Consider the following 21,693-nt stretch of genomic DNA (forward strand, 5'->3'; position numbering starts at 1 on the left):
TAGTTGAGTTTTAGTTAGTACTTAAATAAATATTATGTGTGTTAAAAATAAGCTGATATATCATTTTTAATTTATCAGAAAGGTAAGGTATTGGAGATTTGTAGAAAACAAATACCTAACCACATATGAATACATTAACAATTAGAGACCTTACAAAAACATATCCTAACGGAGTTAAAGCATTAAACGGAATTAACTTAAAAATTTCGAACGGAATGTTTGGCTTGTTAGGTGCCAATGGAGCAGGTAAATCTTCTTTAATGCGTACTATCGCTTCTTTACAAGAGCCTTCTTCAGGAGAACTTGTGTTTAACGACTGTAATATTATTAATAAGCCAGAAGAAATACGAAAATACTTAGGGTATTTACCTCAGGAATTTGGTGTGTACCCTAAAATATCAGCCGAAAGATTGTTAGATCATTTAGCCATTCTGAAAGGTATTACTAATAACTCAGCGCGAAAAGAGCAAGTAACTTCTTTATTACAGCAAGTAAACCTCTATCAACACAGAAAAAAAGCGGTACATACATTTTCAGGAGGAATGCGGCAACGTTTTGGAATTGCGCAAGCTTTGTTGGCAAACCCTCAAATAATTATTGTAGATGAGCCTACGGCAGGTTTAGATCCAGAAGAAAGCAATCGTTTTTTAAATCTTTTAAGTGAAATAGGAGAGAATGTGATAGTCATCTTATCTACTCACATAGTAGAAGATGTTAGAAACCTATGCACTAAAATGGCAATATTATCTGAAGGACAAATTATATCTCAAGGAAACCCAAAAGAGCTGGTAGAGAGTATTCAAAACAATATTTGGACAAAAATTATAGCTAAAAGTGATATTGAACACTATAGAAAGACATATGATATAATTTCAACCAAATTAGTATCAGGCGAAACACAAATAAGGGTTTTCTCTGAAGCTACTTTATCAAATGGATTTGAAAGAATTACTCCAAACTTAGAGGATTACTATTTCACTACGTTGTTTCACCATAAAAAAGCCTAGTCTATGTTTAAGAAATTATTACAATTTGAAACGTATTATCAATTAAAACAACGAGCCTTTCCAATATTTTCAATATTATTTTTAGGATTAGGCTATTTTACAGGAAGTCAAGGTTATGCGCCTACTGGAGTAAACTTTAATGCTGTTTATCAAGTTTATTTTCATACAGGTCTTTTTACTTTAGGAAGTGTTTTTATTATTATGTTTTTTACGGTAACTGCTACCATAAGAGATAAACAACATCATATGGAGGGCTTAATTTATAGTTCTTCAATAACAAAACAGCATTATTTTTGGAGTCGCTTTTTAGGAGCATTTATATTTAGTGTTTTGGCTTTTTCTCCTTTTATAGTCGGATATATATTAGGGAACTACTTTTCTGGTTTAGATGCAGAAAGGTTAGGAACTTTTAGTTTACTTAATTATATACAGCCTTGGTTTTATATAGTGCTACCTAATATTTTTATATGTACTTCTTTAATATTTTCTGTGAGTATATTTACTAAAAATAGCATTGCAACTTACGCAAGTGCAGTATGCATTTATATGTTATATTTTGTGAGTTCTATTTTTTTAAATTCACCCTTATTAGCCCAATCTGTTCCTGCATCACCAGAAATGATGTCGGTAGCCGCAATAGCAGATTCTTTTGGAATAGCAGCTTTTTTTGAGCAAACTCAGTATTGGACAGCTCATCAGAAGAATACGCAGTTACTTTCTTTTTCAGGATTGTTTTTATGGAATAGAATACTTTGGATAGCTTTTTCCCTTGGAATATTGTTCCTTACCTATAAAAGGTTTTCTTTTAGAAAAATTACGAAGAAAGTAAAGAAACAAAAAACATTAAAAAATAATATAAAACAGCTAACTCCTTATAAAGCAATAGAAGGAACATACAATTTTACAGCACAAATAAAAGGGCTTTTGTCATTAGTACGTTTAGAGTTAAACAGTGTATTTAAAAGTTTACCTTTTTTAGTAATTGTAGCTATGTGGTTACTAATTGTTTTTTCTGAGTTGTATGCAAACTTTGTTGAAGGACGTGAATACGGAGTAAGTGTATATCCATTTACAAATCAACTAATAGAACTTATTACAAATCCGTTAACCCTTTTCGGTCTTTTATTACTAATTTTTTATGGTTCAGAAATAGTATGGAGAGAATATAGCGTAAATTTTAATTTAATTATTGGGGCAACTCCAACTAAAAATTGGGTGTTTTTTGCGGCTAAGTTTATTAGTTTATCATTATTACCCATATTATTAATTGCTTTAGGAATATTTATGTGTATTACTTTTCAAGTTAGTTTAGGTTTTGAAAGTATAAACATTGGTATGTATGCTTCTGTATTTTATTATTATGGTTTACAGCTTATCATATACGCTATGCTAGCCGTGTTTATAAATAGTATAGCTAAAAGTAAGTATGTAGGAATGGGAGCTTTTGGTTTGTTAGTTATAATAAGTATGAAAGCTAATCTTTTAGGTTTAGAACACCCTTTAACAAGTATTGGTTTTATGCCTAGAGTAGCCTTGGGAGATATGGCTATGTATAATAGCAATACTACACAGTTTAATCATTTAGGGTTGTATTGGCTAGGAATAGGAGTCTTATTTGTTTTAATAGCTTTTAAAGTTTGGAATAGAGGAATGGTAAAAGGGGTTTCATATAAAATAAAGCAACTAAAGCAAGGTTACAACTTAACAGAGAGGATATTACTTTTAAGCTTTTCTTTGTTAGTTATTGGAGCAGGAAGCTTAGTGTTTTACAATACCAATTTTCTTTCAGATTATCATACGAATGATGATAACTTAAATCTTAGTGAAGATTACGAACGTAAGTATAAACATTATCAAACGTTAGAAAAGCTATATCCAGTTTCTCAAAAAACAGAAGTAGCTATTTTTCCGAAGAAAAGAAAATATACTGTCAAGGCAAATTATGTGTTAAAAAACAAGAGTAATGAAGCAGTATCCAAATTATTAATAACTGAACGAATACCTATAAAACAAATTCATTTAGAAAGAGCTCGTTTATCAACAAAAGATACTACACATGGAGCCTATGTGTTTGAATTTAAAGAGAAACTACAACCCAACGATTCTGTAGCTTATACTTTTGTTATAGAAAAAGAACTAAAAGGATATGAAGAAGACAAAAGTATTGTTAATAATGGTACCTATATAACTTTTAGAAATTTTGAGCCTATTATAGGATATGCTTCTGGATTTGAAATTTTGGATAAAACAGAACGTAAAAAAAGAGGATTACCAGAAAGAGATGAGGATGATAACTCAGATGTGCATATAGCCTTAGAAGATATTAAAATTGAAAAAGTGCGTTTTGAAACAGTTGTTTCTACAAATAAAGACCAAATAGCCATAAGTTCAGGAGATTTAATTAAAACTTGGTCAGAAAACGATAGAAACTATTACCACTACAAATCCAAAGGAAAAATATTACCTATGGTAGCCTATTTTTCTGCAAAATATACAACTAAAAAAGCAATATATAATGGAATCTCTATAGAACAATATTACAACGCTAGTCACGATTTTAATATTGATGAAATAGAGAAAAGTACAAAAGAAACCTTAGCATATTGTCAAGAAAATTTTGGAACGTATAATTTTAAACATGTTCGAATCGCAGAAGTTCCTTCACATTGGGGATTTGGTGGATTTGCACATCCAGGGGTTATTAGTATGACAGAAGATCGTTTATACTTGTCAGATGTTCGTGATGAAAACACCTTTAATTTAGTCGCTAAAAGAACAATTCATGAAGTAGCACATCAATGGTGGGGGCATACGTTAATAGCTAAGCCAGTAGCGGGTGGTTCTTTATTAGTAGAAGGATTAGCGAAATATACAGAAGCCGTAGTGTTAGAAAAGATGTACGGAAAAGGTGTTTTATATGAGTTAGCTGAAGATGCACGCAGGAGATATTTTTTAGGAAGAGCGTTTGGTGAAAACATTGAACCTCCAATTTATAAAGTACAAGAAGAAGGTTATATTTCTTATGGTAAAGCTTATACCGTATTAATGGCATTAAGAGATTTGATAGGAGAGAAGCAAGTTAATGACATAGTAAAAACCATTACACACCGACATCGATTTGAAAGTTCTCCTAAAGCACATACTATAGAATTACTTGAAGAAATATATAAGATTACTCCCGAAGAATATCACCCATTGGTAAAAGATTGGTTTAAAAAGGTAATAACTTACGATATAGCTGTAGAAAAAAGTTCGTATAAGGAGTTGCCGGATGGAACCTATGAAGTTATCGCCACCATAAAAGCAAAACGGTTTGAAACAATGGAAAACGGAGATATTAAAGAAATTGGGATTAATGAGCCTATCAAAATAGGAATCTTTACAACCCATCCTTTACAAGTAAAAGATAATAGTACTGTGTTGTATTATGAGTCTAAACAAATCAACCGAGAACTCATAGAAGTTTCGTTCATAGTAAATGAAAAACCTAGTTATATTGCTATAGATCCTTACGGAACAAGAAATGATGAAAATTTAGTAGATAATGTGATAGAACTTTAATTTTAGTTAAAGTATTTATAAAAAAACTCAAATGTTAATTATATGGCAATCATATTTTTACATTTGAGTTTAAACTTTTTATCAAATGACTAAACATATTACGCTATTACTCACTTTATTTTGGTCCCTCTATTTATTTTCTCAAACACCAGAAAGAAAGGTAACCATAGGAACTAATTATACTATTAAATCAACTATTTTAAATCAAGATAGAGAGATTCAGGTTTATTTACCCGATAGTTATACTACTTCAAAAGAAGCATATCCTGTTTTGTACATTTTAGATGGTCAGTGGTTTTTTACCAATGGTGTAGCTATTCAGAAATCATTGAGAACACCTGGAGCAATTCCAGAAATGATTGTTGTAGGAATAAAAAATGAAAATCCTTTAAGAAGAACATTATTTAATAGAGAGAGACAAAAGTTCACTTCTTTTTTAAAAGACGAAGTAATCAAATTTATAGATGATAAATTTAGAACTACGAACGAACGTGTTATTTATGGTTGGGAGGCTGCTGCATATTATATAAGTAAACTTATTTTAGAAGAAAACGATTTATTTAAAGGAGCAATTATAACGGATGGAGGCTATGCTTCTGAAAAGCTAGTTGAAAATTTTAAATCAGATAGTGATGTGTATTTATACATGGCTAATTCTAAAAGAGATATATATTATATTGAATCTACAGAAGAGTTTAATAAAATATTAAAAAAGCACAATCCTAAAAATTTACTTTGGAAGTATGAGTTGTTTAATGATGAGGTACATGAAACAATGCCTCATTTAGCTATGTACAAGGGAATCATGTATTATTATCACAACTACGATTCATTGGTGTTTGAAAGTATTGATGCCTATGAAAAAGCAGGAGGAATCCCTTATCTAAAATCTTATTTCAAAGAAAGAGCTAAACGTTTTGGTGGTGACGGAAAAATAGATAATAGTACAAAAAATGCATTGATTTGGTTAGCATGGAAACGTGATAACTTTAAATACTTTAGTTTTTTTATGGAAGAATTTAAAGACGTTTTAGAAACCAATAGATATAAAAGCGCATACTGGCAAAACAGGCTGGGGCAGTTTTATTTAAAGTATAAGGATTATAAAAATGCCAGTAAGTATTTTGAAAGAGGTATAAAAGATTATCCAAACTCTCAATTTGACGAAGTTATGAAAGAAGGCTTACAAGAAGCAAAGGGCAAATTGTAAATGAACCTTATAAAATTTAAAATGCCTCACTTTTGAGGCATTTTTGTGTTAAGCATTTAAAAAATCTTTCAATTCTTGATAGGAACTAATTTGTATAGCTTCTTTTTGTTTGTCTATTACAGATGCTATTTGTGGTGGAATTTCAACAGTTACATTTAAAACTTCTTCCACAACATCTAAAAATTTTACGGGATGTGCTGTTTCTAAGAAAATTCCATACTCGTTTTGTAATCCGTATTTTTTCAAACCTAAATATCCAACAGCTCCGTGTGGATCTGTAATATAGGTTGAGGTTTTATAGATGTTTTTCATAGCTTCACGAGTTTCATCATCAGAAAAAGAAAAAGAAGAAAATGCAGCTTTTAAAAGCGCTAAATCGTTATTAAATAATTCTTGTATCCTGATAAAATTACTTGGATTCCCAACATCCATGGCATTAGAAATGGTCGCTTTAGATGGTTTAGGTTGATATTCACCACTAGCCAAATAATTAGGAACAGTATCATTTACATTGGTCGAAGCCACAAAATGTTTAATGGGTAACCCTAGTTTTTGCGCCATAATTCCTGCGCAAATATTTCCAAAATTTCCACTAGGTACCGAAAAAACTATTTCTTTATGCTTTTTATAAACTTGTTTATAGGCAAAGAAAAAGTAAAACATTTGGGGTAACCAACGAGCAATATTAATAGAGTTTGCTGAGGTTAACGTACGGTTGATTTCAGCATCTAAAAAAGCAGTTTTAACCATATCTTGACAATCATCAAAAACACCATCAACCTCTAAAGCAGTAATGTTTTGTCCTAAAGTAGTCAATTGCTTCTCTTGAATATCACTTACTTTTCCGCTAGGGTAGAGGATGACCACATCTACACCTTTAACTCCTAAAAAACCATTAGCAACAGCACCTCCAGTATCGCCTGAAGTAGCTACCAATACGGTTACTTGTTGATTTTTATCGCGATTAAAGTACCCCAAGCAACGAGCCATAAAACGAGCTCCCACATCCTTAAAAGCCATGGTAGGTCCGTGAAATAATTCTAGTGTACCGATATTTTCTTCAATAGATACCACAGGAAACTCAAAGTTGATAGTTTCTTTAATGATTTTTTGTAAAATGCCTTGCGGAATTTCATCACCTACAAATTGTTTAATGGCTTCATACGCAATTTCTTCATTAGAATACTCATCAATGTTTTCAATAAATTCTTTAGGTAATGGAGTTATGTTTTCAGGGAAATACAATCCTCTATCTGGAGCTAATCCGTTTACTACAGCTTTTTCAAAGCTAACGTTAGGTGATGTATGATTGAGACTATAATAGTTCATAATTTCGTGTTTGTTTTTCACTTCGACTACGCTTAGTGAACATTTAATATTAGTTAGTTTCTAAAATTTTAATTCCTTCTGTGTTGATTTTTGAAAGAATCATGTTAAAATCAATTTGTTTGCCTTGATACGTGTTTTGAATGGTTTTATAAACGTTTTCGGCAGTTGCATCCCCTTTACATAAAGTGAAAATTGTAGGGCCTGAACCTGAAATTCCTGCTCCTAAAGCTCCTGCTTTAATTGCTTGTTGCTTCACTTCATCAAAATGAGGAATCAGATGTTTACGAGCAGGTTCAACAATGATATCTGTTAAAGAGTCTGCGATTAATTGATAATCGTTGGTATACAATCCACTAATCAATCCGCCAACATTCGCCCATTGTGTAACCGCATCTTTTAAAGGAACTTCTTTCGGTAATACCTCTCTAGCATCTTTAGTTTTTACTTCAACTTGAGGATGGATAGCCACCACTCTTAAATCAGCAGGTACAGGAATTTTTACAATACTCAAAGGTTTGTAACTACGTACCAGTGTAAAACCACCATAAATAGCCGCAGAAACATTATCGGCAATCGGAGTTCCGCAAGTGGCTTCTTCTCCTAACATGGCAAATTGAGTTAATTCAAGAGAGGAGAAGCTATTTCCCAATAACTGATTTACACCAAACGCAGCTCCCGCAGCACTGGCAGCACTACTTCCTAAACCACTTCCTGGAGTATATCCTTTGTGAATGGTGATGTCGATACCAAAATCAACTGGATGCTTTTCTAACATCGCTAGCGCAACCACTCCCGCAGCATTTATTTGTGGGTTAGATGGTAAATCAGCTCCAGTTATTTTTGTGATTTTAACACCTTTTGTAATTGTTTTGGTAAAAGTCATCGTATCACCAACCGTTTCGAGCGCTAAGCCTAAAGCATCAAATCCGCAGGAAACATTGGCAACGGTTGCTGGTGAAAATATTTTTAAATAGTTCATTTTTATATATTATTTCCAATTCGTATCACGTCAGCAAAAATCCCAGAAGCAGTTACTTCAGCACCTGCACCGGCTCCTTTTATTTGTAAGGGATTTACAGGATATCTATCTGTAAAAAACAATACGATGTTGTCGCTTCCTTCTAAATTGTAAAAAGGATGATTAAACGGAATGTGTTGTAAGCCAACACTTGCTTTTCCATCATTGAATTCAGCAACATATTTTAAGCGACAATTTTTATCGGCAGCTTCTTTGTATAATTGTTGAAATTGTGCCTCAAATTCAGTTAAAGAAGCATAAAAATCATCATTATTAGTAGTTTTTAAATTCTTTTCAGGTAAAAAAGCATTGTTTTCAATATCTGAAAGTTCTAGTTCATAACCACTTTCACGTGCAAGAATTAATATTTTTCTGGCTACATCAACACCACTCAAATCAATTTTAGGATCTGGTTCCGTGTATCCTTGTTCTTGTGCTTGTTGTACGACATCATGAAAAGAAATACTTTCATTAAAATTATTGAAAACAAAGTTTAAAGAACCCGATAACACCGCTTGTATTTTATGCACTCGATCACCAGAAGCAATTAAGTTTTTAAGCGTATCAATAATAGGTAAACCAGCACCCACATTGGTTTCAAATAAAAATGGTGCACTGTATTTTCGTGAAATGTGTTTTAACTTTTTATAATTGTTGAGTTCAGAAGCACAGGCTATTTTATTGCAAGTAACCACCCCTATATTGTTGGCTAAATAGTGTTCGTATATTTCAGAAACTTTTTGATTGGCTGTATTGTCAATAAAAACTGAATTACGAAGGTTCAACGCTTTTGTTCTTTGGAAAAAAAGCTCTAAAGAACTTTTTTCTCCGTTTTGTAATTGTTCTTTCCATGATTTTAAGCTGATACCACCTTCATCAAAAATCATTTGTTTAGAATTGGAAATCCCTACAACGCGTACATTCAGTTTTAACTGTTCTTTTAAGTACTTTTTCTGCTGGTGGATTTGTGCTAAAAAGCGTTCCCCAACATTTCCTACACCCGTAACAAACAAGTTTAATTGCTTTATATTCTCTTCAAAGAACTGTTCGTGTAGCGTATTTAATGCTTTTTTGGCATCTGAACTATTGATAACAGCAGAAATATTTTTTTCTGAAGCACCTTGGGCAATGGCACGAATATTTACGTTGTTTTTGCCTAAAGAGCTGAACATTTGTCCGCTCAAACCTTGGTGATTTCTCATTTTATCACCTACCAAAGCGATAATTGCCAAGCCTTGTTCTACAATAATCGGATCTATTTTATGACGTTCTATTTCAAAAGCAAAAGCTTCGTTGATTTTTAAGGCTGCTTTTTGGGCATCTTCATCATAAATCCCTACACAAATAGAGTGTTCTGAAGAAGCTTGCGTGATTAACACTACATTGATGTTGTGTGTCGATAAAGTTTCAAACAAACGTTTAGAAATGCCAGAAACACCTACCATGCCACTTCCTTCTAGGGTTAATAACGTAATATTTTCGATATGAGAAATTCCTTTTACAGGTTTTCCGTTTTCTGTAATTTTAGAAATGAGTGTTCCTACATTTTCAGGTTCAAACGTGTTTTTTATACGGATAGGAATTTCCTTTTCCAACACCGGTTGAATGGTAGGAGGGTAGATAACCTTTGCCCCAAAATGTGACAATTCCATGGCTTCTTGATACGAAATATGTGGAATAGGAAATGCCTGCTTTACCATATGCGGATTTGCAGTGTACATACCACTAACATCTGTCCATATTTGTAATTCATTAGCATTTACAGCAGCCGCATAAATAGCCGCAGAATAGTCGGAACCTCCACGTCCTAAAGTAGTTGATTTCCCTTCTTTTGTACGAGCAATAAATCCAGGTAATAAAGTTACTTGGTGTTTATTTTTGTCAAAATACTCCTTACAATTAGCGTTGGTTAGTTGAAAATCAACTTGGGCTTTATCAAAAGCGTTGGAAGTGGTGATTAACTCTCTACTATCTTTATATACTACATCCAGTTCCTTACTGGCTATGCTTGCAATAATGTAAGAAGATAATAATTCACCAAAACCACTAATGGTAGCTAGTGTTTTAGGGGTAATTTCGTTTAGTAACAAACAACCTTCTAGTAAGGTTTTTAATTGTTTAAAAAGGGAAGTTATGTGCTTTTTAACTTCTTCTTGCTGATTATCAGGGACTAATTTTTCAATTACTTCAAAATGTACTAACTCAACTTCTTTATAGTTTTCAAGATAATTCGCATTGTTTTGAGCAGCTTGTTCTGCCGATGCAATAAGTTTATTCGTTGTTTTACCAAAAGCAGAAACCACCACAATAAGTGGACTGTTTACAGAGGCATTGGCAATGATTTGTACTACTTTTTCTATGTTTTGAGGGTTGGCTACCGAAGAACCACCAAATTTTAAAACGTTCATTTTAAAATGAATAATAAATTAAAAATAAGATTTTTTAAGCTATTTATCTGTTTTCAAGTCTTTTGAAAAAATAAATATATACGGAAATGATATGTAGAAAAATAACCCCTAAAGGGTTGTAATAATAATTGTAGTTGTTGTGCCAACAAAAGAAGCCGTAGTTACAGCTGGAATAGAAATGATATGTCTTTTGTTGTTTAACATTGAGCCAAATGTATAAATTATGTTCTAAAAAACAAGAAAAGTTGTTGTTTTTTTGTTAAAAATAAAACTTTGAGTGTTTTAGTAGAATTTATGAAGCTAACATTAATTATTTTGTTTTTTCTTTTTAATGTAGTGATAGATGTAATGAAAAGGTAGTGATAGAAAAGCTCCGATAGTTGAAGCTACTCCTAAATACAATAACAAAATAATAAACTCACCTAAGCCTGTACAAAAACTACATTTACCAGATATATATTTTTCATGCCATATAATTATAGCAATGATATCAGAGAAAACAATACCATATGTCACATGTGTACAACCAAAATTATCACTTTTTTTATTCATGCTAATTTTTTTTCTCTTTTTCGGAATATGATTTATACTCAGATAATTTTTTGTAATTTTTAGGTCGTATGGCATAAAAACCAGCAAAGGATTTATCAGGATAAGTTTGTCTTGGTAATTGTTCTATAAAAAAAACTTCGTCGCTACCACCTAATTCTTTAGGTATTTGATATATATTCATATCAGCATTAAACCCCATGGCACCATAACGTCTAAATTTTAAGATATCCCCTTGTGGTAAATGTAATTCGAACATGTAATAACCAGAGGAAAAACTAATAGGGTTTAAACCACTACTTTTTTGTTTGTCCATTTCTACATATTCTGCTAATTGTAGGGTTTTGTTTTCTAATAAATTATCAAAGACCTCAGGAATTTTTACCATACGTACTTCTTCGGGAGCTATTTTGGTAGGATACTGTTTTTTTATATCAATATTTAACTCTTTTGCTTTTTTATAAGTTTGAATTAAATACCACTTTTCTTTGATTTTAAAATAATAATCATATGAGTCAATATGTACATATGAGGCATCTAAATATAGTTCTTTGAACTTTTGTAACCATTCTCTTTTTTCTACATTTTTGAAATTATAATCTAAAGGATCTTTAATTTCTTTATTTAAAAAAGGGTCTATATATTTATTTAAAGTAGTGTCATTATTAATGAGCCAGTTTCCATATGTTTTATACCCAGACATAGTACCATCTATTAGTGTTTCAGAAGATAAACCTGTGCCTAATAGGTTTCCGAAAAAATCTACTTTTATTCTTTTAGACTTTTCTTTTTCTTTACCTATAACAGATAAAAATAGTTGTTTTTGTTCAGCTAATTTCTCTTCAATTATAGAGTGTTCTTTAAACAACGTAATTACATCATAATTTTCTGTTCCTTGATGTTTATGTAAATCTTGATATTCTGTATATTCTTTTTCCATTTTTTGTATAGCTTTTTTCTTTTTTAAATAATTACAACTAGAACTAGTTAACAAAAGCAAACAAATAGCACTAATTTTTATTTTTACTTTCATCATATAACTTAGATTCATAACTTTTCTTTTTGTGTACGTATGCTTTGATAACATTATTTATATATTCTGTGTCAGCAATAGAAGAATCAATAAGTTTATCTTTTAGTTCTTCAACTTTCTTTTTTTCTTGTTTTCGTTTTTCTTCATCTGTTAACTCTTTTCCAAGTTCTACTTTATATTTCATTCTATAGAATTTATCTTTTCCAGCATTCTTTATACGTTCAAATATAGAAGTATTACCGTACTGATCATTAAAACTACCACTATTGTCTTGTAATAATTTTGTGTGTAAAATATGCCCCACAGGAGCAAAGTGAGCATATAAATCAGCACTTTGTAAGGGAGCGTATTGTAGTAGCATATTTTGATAAGTTACATAGGCTAAATTATATAGAATGATAGCATACTTTTCGTTGCTAGAATATCTCCATTTACGGGTGAGGTGTTTTGGTACCTTAATAGGAGTTTTAAAATGTCCTTCAAACAAATTAGTAAGGTTAGTTTTAATCGTTTTATTGTTATAACTAGCAATTAGTTTTTTATATAACGCTATTTTTTTATGATTGTTTTCTATAAACGTGTAAGTCCCAATTAAAAGATCACCAACAGCACTTGCGGTAAATTTATGTTTTGTATAGTTCTGGTAGCTTGATTTAGCTAGTTTGAAGGCATTCATAGCTGCACCCCAACGTATGGCTACTCTACTATAACCCTTCCAATGTATACCGTGTATTTGTTGATTTATAGTGGGAGAGTCTAGCTTTTCTAAAGCATCGTAATCGTAACGTTCTTCAGCTACATAAGGAGGAATAACTACATAGCCACTTTCAGCTCCATACATAGACAAATCAATGATTTTTTTATTTTGTTGTGTTTGGTAATACGAAGGAATACTATCTTGTTTATGAAAATATTCAGCACTAAATAACGTTTTATCTCTTTTAGGGTGACAGGCACTTTTTATTTCTGGTATATCTCCATCTATAGTTACTAAATCACCTCTGTCGTTCGGAAAAGTAAATTGTACAGCTCTACTCTTATAAGCGTTCCAATCGTAACAAATAGCTTTTACATGTTCAAATAAACCTCGTTTGTTAAAAACCTTTTTATATTTGGGACTATACAATTCAGAAATAGCACTTAAAAATTTATGTCCGCTATCTTCATTTTTTCCTCTAAGTACAGCATTTTTGTAAACCATGTACTCTTGTGTTTTTTTCTTAATAAGACTATCGTAGTTTTTTCCACACAATCCTTTAGGTTGATGCACTCCTAAAAAAATGGTATTTATGGCTACTTTTTTCCATCCCATTTCGTTAGCATACTTAATAATACCCAGTTTTACACCTGCTGCCATACAAGCACCTTGACTATGACCAACAATAGTTATGGGTTTATAATGTGGAGAATAGCTTTCTATTTGTGGAGATTCTTCTTTTTTAGCATCAACCTTTTCTTTTTTGATGAGCTTCCAATTATAACGAGCCCATTCATAGCCTAAAGCAATACCATGATCAACTCTATGTGCTCCGCTACTTCCTAGCCCATGTGAACCATTAATGTAGTGCACTCTACCTTCTGCATTAAAGTATTTGGCGTAGGTTTTTGTAGCTTTGTAGTCATTAGCAATATCATTCCAGTAACCATAATATTTACTTTCGGGAGTTTTAAAAATTAACGTATTGGGATTTCTAAACTTTTCTTCAACAATTTTTCTAAATTTACTTTTGTGGAGGTCCTTTTCACGTTGTTCTGCAGTATAATAATCATCATGATCAGTACGTTTATATTCATTAGTGTTTTCACCTCTTGAGGTGAACCAACCTGGTTTATCTGGGTTTAAATCCATTATAGCATTCCAGTGTGATTCGCTGTTTGTTTTAAAGTCGCTTAAATAACCATTTATAAAAATAATTTCACCTTGTAATTTTGGGAGTTCTTTTTCTTTTTTTTCTTGCTCTTGTTGCTCAGCAAGTTCTTTTATTTTTTGTTGATTGGCTTCAGCTTGTTTAAGCATTTTTGTGTTACCAGTAAAAGCAGCCCCAATTCTGTCTTTAAAACTAATATCAGGAAATGGAATTTGATCAATAGGCATCACTACAGTTGATTGTGGTGAGCTACTACTAACAAGAACATTATTCTCTCCAGAAGTAATAGTTCCCCCATGTGCAGTCATATCACCTATACATGCTATAGGTTTACCATTAGCAAGAATGCTTGGGTTTCCAGTAACTATAGTATCCATACCTACATTACATATACACATGCTACCAATAGTTGCCACAGGTTTACCGTTAATTAAAATGTTTTGCTCTCCTTGGGTAACAGGTCCTCCAACATGAGGTGTAGACCCACTACACATTGGACATAGGTGATTACTACCTAGAGTTACAACTGGTTTTTTAGACATAGCTTTTTATTTTTTGCGAACTAAAATAATAAAAAAAAGCATTAATTATCAGTTGTTTATGTTTTTTTAGTGAGGTTATTTGTAGAGCCAAAAAAAGAAACCATGGTTACAGCTAGAAAAGTAATGATATATCTTTTGTTCTTTAACATTGAGTTAAAAGCATAAATAATGTTCTAAAAAACAATGAAAATACTTTTAGCTTATTATATCCTAAGAAAAAAAATAATAACATAGTAGAGAAAAGTATTAACTAATCGTAACGAGATAATAACGACTCATGCCGTAGTGTCTTCGGAGCATGCCGTAATATCAGCGATCCGTGCCGAGGTGTTAACGGAGCATGCCGTGATATTAGCAACCCGTGCCGTGGTGTCTTCGGAGCACGCCGTGATATCAGCGACCCAATGGGGGAGTATTCAATAAAGTGTGTCAACTTGTTTAAAATTGCTTTTATTATTGAAGAAGGAAGACAACCTAATTAGGCTTAGTTTGTAATCCCGATAAAAAAATTACACTTTTTTATCTTATTTCTTTATATTTGAAGGTGTTAATAAAATTGCTAAAAGTTCCGCATATCCTACCGTAAAAGGAATATATAAGTAATTTTATTACGCATATAAACTAGTTGTAAGGCATTTGAAAATCGAAACTGAATGGGAGTTTGGAACACTGAAATAAAAGGAAATGATACCACATTAGATATTTACTCGAACTTTTTCGAAAAGTATAATAATGGAGGAAATCAAGTTTGGGTTTCAAACGAAATAAAAACGGAATTTGCTGATTATTTTTCAGATTCGGACGACCGAAATAATTCATTATTCGGACTTGCTTTAGCGCAATGGGAAACAAAATCTCTTGAGCCTAAAATTTTAAAGCAAGTAAAAGAAATAATTGATAGCGGAACTGACTTGGAATTGTGGAAAGAACTTGGTGCAGATGAAAAGACAATTCAGGAAAGAAAAACTGAATTACAGAACTTCTTGAAATTAATATCGACTGAAAAGCCAAAAGCAAAAAGAAGAGTTCGACAAAAATTTGAGTTTACGACAAACGAACTCGTCCGAATTTCAACTGCTGATGGAACAAAGGAATTCAGAATCAACGAAGAATTTACGAACGGAAAATATATCCATACAAGCGGAATAATGGAATGGAATTCAGGTGGTGGAGCTGGAATAATGTACTTTAATGGAAAAGGTAAAAAAGTTTCTGCGAAATGGATTGACAATAACAACTTGGAAATAATCCATGAACCGAATTTGAATTTTGTAAAAAAGGAGAATGAATCGTTTTTCCTAGGAAACGAAGTGAAAATAGAATATAAAACTGAATAAAAAACGCCTTACAACAATGGCTATAAGTAATTGCTTGTTCTTGCCTATTTCTGAAAATCCTTGCGGATTTTCAGTTTGGTGTGTACTTGCAAAGTTAAGTGCTAACCCACGCAACTACTCATAGCCGAGACCGTTGCCCACCATTTGAGAAATGACAGACGAAGAACTAAAAAAGATAATAACAGAATTAGAAAATCGAAATGAAAGAGAGAAAGCATATTTCGGATTTTATCAATATGGTGGTGGACCAGATGAAAGTTGTATAAAAGCAAACCGGAAAGGGCTTGAACTTTATGCAGTTGAATTACTAAAAGCCGGACTTGAATCTGAAAATCGTGAGTATGAAAAAAACAAGGTCGAATCTGTTGAGTTGAACATAGACTGGACTGATGAAAATGGAGAATTCTTCTTTGACTATGTAGAACTTACGAACAAAGACAGAGAATCTAAAGACAAATTATTCCCTGAATATAAAGAAACTTGGAAAGACAAAGCTTATAAAATAGGATGTATCGGAATTGGAATTCTGCTAATTGGACTGACAATTATCGGTTTTTTTTCAGTTCTGAATTGGCTATGATGAACAATAAAAAACGGTGGGCAACAACGCATAAAAGCAATTTGGGGTTGATTTTCTATCGAAAATCAAGTACATTTAACCAAAGTCAGTGCAAAGGTCGAAAAGGCGTTGCCATTTTCTCCCAAACTGACTTCTATGCAAACCCGTTGTGCTTAATTTGATGAAAAAAATCGGAATATTAATTTGTTACTGTTATGTACTTCAATCTTGTATACCAAGTTTTGGAACAAAAAAGCTGATTAAAAAAAGTGAAGTTGAAATAAATAGTGCGGATATTAATGGAATTTATAGTAATACTTCTGATTCAAACACTGAATTGACTTTGTGGAGAACACTACAATTAAACTCAAAAAAATACAATGACACAACTGACTTGGAATCGGACATAATTAAACTTGAATTGATTAAACCAAATGAAATTGAAATCTCATTAACTCGTGACCAAAAAAAACTAAAATCAATTAGACTAAATGGAAAAATCAAGGATAAATCTTTTTCGCTTAAAAGATATAGAGAATTAATTCCGTTTTATCCAATTTATGCAAAGGATTATGAGGCAAAAGCTATCCTATCTAAATCGGAAAATGAATTAATTTTAGTACAAGGAATAAGTAACTCTGGTGCGATTTTAATTTTAGGAGCTGGAAGTGAATGGGTAAAAACTTATAAATTTGAACAAATAAAAAACTAAGCACAACAATGGCTATAAGTAATTGCTTGTTCTTGCCTACTTTGGAAATTCCTGCGGAATTTCCAACTCGGTGTTTGCTTGCAAATCTCAGTGCTAAACCACGCAACTACTCATAGCCGAGAACGTTGTAAGTAAGGCTGAAAAACGACGTATGAAAATAATATTTATAATAATTGGAATTATAGTTCTGTTCATAATTTACAGATATTTTGCATTCAAAAGAGAAAGTGCTAAAACTCATAAGTTGAGATTTGAAAGAATTAAACCGCTTGTGGAAAAATTAGAAAACGGCAGAGAAATACAGAAAGATGAAATCCTGGAATATGCAAAAGATAATAAAACTCGCGAACTGACTTATCAAATACTATCCGAACATAATAAAACGGAACTATTCCCTAAAGAATATCTGACAATTGAAAGTGGTGCAGAAAGCAAACTAGTTAACTGGCTTGAATTCCCAACTGAATTGGACAAAGCACCTGATGAAATAAAACATCTTGAAAAAGTAAAAATAGATTTTGACGGTAACAATGTATATTATCATGTATTTAAGTATATGACAAATAAGCCACATTGGGCTGCTGAAAATGGATGGATGTTAGGTGTAGTTGGACCATATTTTGACGACAGTAAACCTTATGACTTTCCTGTAGCAACATTTAGTAGATGTAGTAGTAAACTTGGAGAAATTGAACCAAAAGACGAAGTGAAATGGGTTCATGAAAATATAGCACTGAAAAGATAAAGCCCTACTTACAACACCGACTATAGTTCATTGCTTCGGATTTTCTACCGAAAATCCTCGCAAATTTGCTATCTTCGGTTTACGGCGGAGAAATCCTCGCGGATTTTCACGCAACGAAACCATAGCCAAACACGTTAGGCACAATTTGAACCAAAATGACAAAAAAAACAAATAATACCTTTGTTTTAAATAACGTAATCAATGATTTAATAGACGCTGAAAAAAGTCTTATCAATCCGTTGATGAAACTTAATTATTTTGGTCGAATTACTAAAAATACGGAATTGACTGAATACACACTAAATGAAATTAAAGGCTATTCGGTGGATTCAAATCTACCTGATTATAGAAAAATTGGCTCAAGATTGTACGTGGACTTTCAAGCTGGCTGGAACAGTCATCCAAATAAAGAAATACCAATTTTTGGACTTGATAAAGACATTCAAGAATTTTGCAAATATATTCCTGTTTACGAAAGTATCAGAGAAATAGAAAATATGAATTCAAAATTCAGCGAAAAAGGTAGTAGTTATGAACTTCAATTTCCTATTCCGTTAGAGCTATTACCTCAAATACAACCTTATGCGACAAAACTTTATAGAAGTGACATAAGAATGCAGGTTACTGGAGCAAGATTAATTGGTAATAGCAGTAAAATGCTCGGAATTACTGAAACTGTAAGAACAAATCTATTAGCATTTTCAATGGAAATCGCTGAGCAATTTGGCTACGAAATTGGATTGACTGACTATAACGAACAAAGAGAAGCAAATAACAAAACAATATTACATTATATGACGACAAATAATATTACAACGACTGGAGATGGCAATGTAATTAATACTGGCGACAAAGCTAAAATTGAAGCTAACATTACAATAAATAAAGGGAACAAAGATGAACTTTCTGATTTCTTACAACAAAATGGAATATCAGCAGAGGACACAGCTGAATTAGTTGAAATCATTGACACAGAAGAACCAAACCCAGTAAAGAAGACTTTTGGAGCGAAAGTAAATGGTTGGATTGGAAAAATGGTTAATAAAGCTTTAGATGGTTCGTGGAATGTTGGAATTGGAGCTGCTGGAAGTTTATTAGCCGAAGCAATTGGAAAATATTACGGATTTTAAAAAAACTGTGCCTAACAATGGCTATAAACAATTGGGGTGAAAGTGATAAAACCAAACTATAAACATAAAACAAAGGTCGGTGCTAAACTGAAAAGTTAGGGCATAAAATCCCCAACTGTTCATAGCCCAAACCGTTATGTGTAATAAGCTACAAAATATTAATTAAAAAATGAATAAAACAGTTTTACTTTTATTTTTCTTAACTTTCATTAGCTGTAATAGTGATGATATCGATATGAGTGAAGAACAAGGTGAACCTACTCAATTGATTATTGGAGAGAAACAATATTACCCTGTTGAAAATCCTTATTATATAAGTTGGTTAGATCTAAATATCTTTAATAATGATATTTTAGTTTCTGGGATTTCTTTTAAAGACAATAATTCTGAAGGTCTATTTATTAATTATCTAGACCAAAACTTAAATATAACAGACAAGAAATCCCCTATTAGAGATCAGTTTAATCAAAATTCTAGTTTTCATAACGGAAACATTGAGTCTAGAAATATAATTACTATTCCACAAAACAATAATCTTTACATAGCATATTCTTATCTAACTGACTATGAGAATAAATCTATGCTTATAAAAACTTCAAATAAAGGCAATCTTATTTGGGAAAAAGAACTAGATAATAAAACTTTTGTGAATAATTTTGTGATTATTTCAAACAATCTTTTTGTCTTAAAAAATTTAATTGTTGGAAATCAAGAAAATAGAAAATCAAGCATTTTGATATTTGACTTAAACAGCAATTTTATTAATGAAATAAACTTTCCTGATGAGTATAAAAATTTCAATGACATTATCAGTCTTGATAACGAATCAATTATCTTATCTTGTTTTAAAAAAGAATTAGGTATCTCTGAAATAGAACCATATATCATAAAATCTGATTTACAAGGCAATATATTGTGGGAACTAAAGCTTCACACTTTTTTTGACTTTACATTTAGATATGATAATTTCATAATTAATAAAACAAATAATTATATTTTATCTGTAATGCCCGATAGACAAAATGGTAGACATATTTTCTGTAAAGTATCATTTGAAGGACAGTTAATTTGGAAAAAAAACATTACTATTAACAATTTTCCCTATAACAGATTTGAGTTCATTGAAGATTTTAAAACTGACAATAATGGTAATACATATTTAATCGGAGCTGTTAATGAGCAAATAGGTTTTGGACCAAGACGAATGGCAATAGCAAAATATGATCTTAACGGTAACCTTGAAAAGTCATATTATCATAGAAATGAAAATGACGAGCAATGGGGACAATCTATAGATTTAACTAATAAAAATATTTATACTTTATCAACTAATTACCCATCTCATAAAGTTTCTTTAATTAAATTAAACTTTGATTTAGAAATAGAATAACTACACATAACAATGGCTCCTATGAAAAACACTAGTCCAGTTGTTTAAAGTTACTATATTTATTTTTAATTCTTACATAATAATAATTTTAGGGTGTTGAATTGTTGATAAACTACAACTTATCCAACTCACTTACAATAAGTTCACACCCTTTTTCTATTTCCTCATCAGAAATGGTGAGTGGAGGGGTAATACGAATGGCTTTTCCTTCAAAAAGTAGCCAGAATAAAATTAGCCCTTTATCTAAACAGTTTAAAATAACTTGTGAAGCTTCTTCAGGAGTATCTACTAGTAAAGCAAGCATTAATCCTTTTCCTCTAATTTCTTTAACCGCAGGATGATTCTTAAAGGCATCGCGAATAATTTTTTCTTTTCGTAAGGCTTCTTCCATTAAGTTAGAGGAAGTGATTTCTTGTACGGTCGCCAATCCAGCACTCGCAATTACAGGATGGCCGCCAAACGTAGTAATATGTCCTAATTTCGGGTGTTCTTTTAAACAGTTCATTATTTCAAAAGAAGCTATAAAAGCGCCGATTGGCATTCCACCACCTAAACCTTTTCCTGTAATAATAATATCAGGGATAACATTGTAATTTTCAAATCCCCAAAATTTTCCTGTACGTCCAATTCCTGATTGAATTTCATCTAAAATTAATAAAGCTCCAACTTCTTCACAACGTTGTTTTACTTTTGTTAAGTAGTTATTTTTAGGCTCGATAAATCCTGCACCTCCTTGGATGGTTTCTAAGATAACACCCGCTGTTTTAGATGTTATTTTTTCTAAATCTATTTCGTTGTTGTATTCAATAAACTTACTTCCTGGAATTAACGGACGAAATGCACGATTTTGTTGTTCGGCACCACAAACACTCATAGCACCTTGTGTATTTCCATGATACGCATTTTTAGCGGCAATAATTTCACTTCTACCCGTAAAACGTTTGGCTAATTTTAGAGCACCTTCGGTAGCTTCGGTACCAGAATTTACCAGATAAACAGACGAAAGGTTAGGAGGTAAGGTAGCAGCCAAGGCTTTGCACAACTCTAATTGAGGTTTTTGTATAAACTCACCATACACCATTACATGGGTATATTGTTCCAATTGATTTTTTATAGCTTCATTTACCTTAGGATGATTATGTCCTAAACTATTTGCAGAAACTCCTGCAACAAAATCTAACATCGCTTTTCCGTTGCTATCATAAATATAACTTCCTTTGGCGTGTGAGATTTCAATAGCTAATGGGTGAGGTGTGGTTTGGCCTTGGTATTTAAAAAAATCGTCTTTCACAGAA

The 21,693-nt window shown here is 31.9% G+C and carries 17 protein-coding genes; 10 read left to right on the forward strand and 7 right to left on the reverse strand.

Features of this window, described 5'->3' with window-relative positions; translation table 11 throughout:
• Nucleotides 1-125: 125 nt before the first annotated feature.
• From ABHQ57_RS08915 to ABHQ57_RS08925, 3 genes are all read left to right on the forward strand, one after another.
• Nucleotides 126-1,007, forward strand: coding sequence for an ABC transporter ATP-binding protein (locus ABHQ57_RS08915; RefSeq protein WP_167713893.1), 882 nt, complete (start codon nt 126-128; stop codon nt 1,005-1,007).
• Between the two features lie 3 nt (nt 1,008-1,010).
• Entirely contained in the window at nt 1,011-4,568 is a 3,558-nt protein-coding gene (locus tag ABHQ57_RS08920) for a M1 family aminopeptidase (protein WP_167713892.1), read from the forward strand.
• A gap of 85 nt (nt 4,569-4,653) precedes the next feature.
• On the forward strand, nt 4,654-5,778 hold the full coding sequence (locus ABHQ57_RS08925; protein ID WP_167713891.1) for an alpha/beta hydrolase-fold protein: 1,125 nt from the start codon (nt 4,654-4,656) through the stop codon (nt 5,776-5,778).
• A 48-nt stretch (nt 5,779-5,826) separates the two neighbouring features.
• On the opposite strand, the gene thrC is transcribed toward ABHQ57_RS08925, so the two are convergent.
• The 6 genes from thrC to ABHQ57_RS08955 all read right to left on the reverse strand — a co-directional run bounded on the left by thrC (nt 5,827) and on the right by ABHQ57_RS08955 (nt 14,525).
• Nucleotides 5,827-7,107: a threonine synthase gene (gene thrC / locus ABHQ57_RS08930; RefSeq protein WP_167714292.1), complete on the reverse strand. Its 1,281-nt coding sequence runs from the start codon at nt 7,105-7,107 to the stop codon at nt 5,827-5,829.
• A 49-nt stretch (nt 7,108-7,156) separates the two neighbouring features.
• Entirely contained in the window at nt 7,157-8,086 is a 930-nt protein-coding gene (locus ABHQ57_RS08935) for a homoserine kinase (protein WP_167713890.1), read from the reverse strand.
• Between the two features lie 2 nt (nt 8,087-8,088).
• Entirely contained in the window at nt 8,089-10,533 is a 2,445-nt protein-coding gene (gene thrA, locus ABHQ57_RS08940) for a bifunctional aspartate kinase/homoserine dehydrogenase I (protein ID WP_389863373.1), read from the reverse strand.
• Nucleotides 10,534-10,839: 306 nt separating this feature from the next.
• Nucleotides 10,840-11,085, reverse strand: a complete 246-nt coding sequence (locus ABHQ57_RS08945) for a hypothetical protein (protein ID WP_159495147.1) — start codon at nt 11,083-11,085, stop codon at nt 10,840-10,842.
• Nucleotide 11,086: 1 nt separating this feature from the next.
• Nucleotides 11,087-12,133: a hypothetical protein gene (locus ABHQ57_RS08950; protein ID WP_167713888.1), complete on the reverse strand. Its 1,047-nt coding sequence runs from the start codon at nt 12,131-12,133 to the stop codon at nt 11,087-11,089.
• Nucleotides 12,093-14,525 carry a PAAR domain-containing protein gene (locus tag ABHQ57_RS08955; protein WP_167713887.1) on the reverse strand — a complete coding sequence of 811 codons (2,433 nt, stop codon included), beginning with the start codon at nt 14,523-14,525 and terminating at the stop codon, nt 12,093-12,095. The genes ABHQ57_RS08950 and ABHQ57_RS08955 overlap by 41 nt, the downstream gene beginning before the upstream one ends.
• A 285-nt stretch (nt 14,526-14,810) precedes the next feature.
• Here ABHQ57_RS08955 and ABHQ57_RS08960 point away from each other — a divergent pair, with 285 nt between their 5' ends.
• From ABHQ57_RS08960 to ABHQ57_RS08990, 7 genes are all read left to right on the forward strand, one after another.
• Nucleotides 14,811-14,948, forward strand: coding sequence for a hypothetical protein (locus tag ABHQ57_RS08960; RefSeq protein ID WP_167713886.1), 138 nt, complete (start codon nt 14,811-14,813; stop codon nt 14,946-14,948).
• Nucleotides 14,949-15,178: 230 nt separating this feature from the next.
• Nucleotides 15,179-15,862 (forward strand): hypothetical protein, encoded by a 684-nt coding sequence (locus tag ABHQ57_RS08965; RefSeq protein ID WP_167713885.1) that lies wholly within the window; start codon nt 15,179-15,181, stop codon nt 15,860-15,862.
• 151 nt (nt 15,863-16,013) lie between these two features.
• A complete protein-coding gene (locus ABHQ57_RS08970) occupies nt 16,014-16,442 on the forward strand; it encodes a hypothetical protein (protein WP_167713884.1) in 429 nt (142 codons plus the stop codon).
• Nucleotides 16,443-16,602: 160 nt separating this feature from the next.
• Nucleotides 16,603-17,133, forward strand: a complete 531-nt coding sequence (locus ABHQ57_RS08975) for a hypothetical protein (protein ID WP_167713883.1) — start codon at nt 16,603-16,605, stop codon at nt 17,131-17,133.
• A 151-nt stretch (nt 17,134-17,284) separates the two neighbouring features.
• A complete protein-coding gene (locus ABHQ57_RS08980; RefSeq protein ID WP_167713882.1) occupies nt 17,285-17,878 on the forward strand; it encodes a hypothetical protein in 594 nt (197 codons plus the stop codon).
• A 155-nt stretch (nt 17,879-18,033) separates the two neighbouring features.
• Complete coding sequence (locus ABHQ57_RS08985) at nt 18,034-19,008, forward strand: hypothetical protein (protein ID WP_167713881.1); 975 nt, start codon at nt 18,034-18,036, stop codon at nt 19,006-19,008.
• A gap of 235 nt (nt 19,009-19,243) precedes the next feature.
• Entirely contained in the window at nt 19,244-20,398 is a 1,155-nt protein-coding gene (locus ABHQ57_RS08990; protein ID WP_073184171.1) for a hypothetical protein, read from the forward strand.
• Nucleotides 20,399-20,510: 112 nt separating this feature from the next.
• Here the strand turns inward: ABHQ57_RS08990 and ABHQ57_RS08995 are convergent, their stop codons facing one another.
• Nucleotides 20,511-21,689, reverse strand: coding sequence for an aspartate aminotransferase family protein (locus tag ABHQ57_RS08995; protein WP_167713880.1), 1,179 nt, complete (start codon nt 21,687-21,689; stop codon nt 20,511-20,513).
• Nucleotides 21,690-21,693: the final 4 nt, after the last annotated feature.

The sequence above is a fragment of the Tenacibaculum sp. ZH5_bin.1 genome (genome assembly GCF_042865525.1).
Classification (GTDB): domain Bacteria; phylum Bacteroidota; class Bacteroidia; order Flavobacteriales; family Flavobacteriaceae; genus Polaribacter; species Polaribacter mesophilus.

What these genes read in the sequence shown, in the direction of transcription:
- ABHQ57_RS08915 (WP_167713893.1), top strand. Translation starts at nt 126, where the DNA reads ATGAATACATTAACAATTAGAGACCTTACAAAAACATATCCTAACGGA.
- ABHQ57_RS08920 (WP_167713892.1), top strand. Translation starts at nt 1,011, where the DNA reads ATGTTTAAGAAATTATTACAATTTGAAACGTATTATCAATTAAAACAA.
- ABHQ57_RS08925 (WP_167713891.1), top strand. Translation starts at nt 4,654, where the DNA reads ATGACTAAACATATTACGCTATTACTCACTTTATTTTGGTCCCTCTAT.
- thrC (WP_167714292.1), bottom strand. Translation starts at nt 7,107, where the DNA reads ATGAACTATTATAGTCTCAATCATACATCACCTAACGTTAGCTTTGAA.
- ABHQ57_RS08935 (WP_167713890.1), bottom strand. Translation starts at nt 8,086, where the DNA reads ATGAACTATTTAAAAATATTTTCACCAGCAACCGTTGCCAATGTTTCC.
- thrA (WP_389863373.1), bottom strand. Translation starts at nt 10,533, where the DNA reads ATGAACGTTTTAAAATTTGGTGGTTCTTCGGTAGCCAACCCTCAAAAC.
- ABHQ57_RS08945 (WP_159495147.1), bottom strand. Translation starts at nt 11,085, where the DNA reads ATGAATAAAAAAAGTGATAATTTTGGTTGTACACATGTGACATATGGT.
- ABHQ57_RS08950 (WP_167713888.1), bottom strand. Translation starts at nt 12,133, where the DNA reads ATGAATCTAAGTTATATGATGAAAGTAAAAATAAAAATTAGTGCTATT.
- ABHQ57_RS08955 (WP_167713887.1), bottom strand. Translation starts at nt 14,525, where the DNA reads ATGTCTAAAAAACCAGTTGTAACTCTAGGTAGTAATCACCTATGTCCA.
- ABHQ57_RS08965 (WP_167713885.1), top strand. Translation starts at nt 15,179, where the DNA reads ATGGGAGTTTGGAACACTGAAATAAAAGGAAATGATACCACATTAGAT.
- ABHQ57_RS08970 (WP_167713884.1), top strand. Translation starts at nt 16,014, where the DNA reads ATGACAGACGAAGAACTAAAAAAGATAATAACAGAATTAGAAAATCGA.
- ABHQ57_RS08975 (WP_167713883.1), top strand. Translation starts at nt 16,603, where the DNA reads ATGAAAAAAATCGGAATATTAATTTGTTACTGTTATGTACTTCAATCT.
- ABHQ57_RS08980 (WP_167713882.1), top strand. Translation starts at nt 17,285, where the DNA reads ATGAAAATAATATTTATAATAATTGGAATTATAGTTCTGTTCATAATT.
- ABHQ57_RS08985 (WP_167713881.1), top strand. Translation starts at nt 18,034, where the DNA reads ATGACAAAAAAAACAAATAATACCTTTGTTTTAAATAACGTAATCAAT.
- ABHQ57_RS08990 (WP_073184171.1), top strand. Translation starts at nt 19,244, where the DNA reads ATGAGTGAAGAACAAGGTGAACCTACTCAATTGATTATTGGAGAGAAA.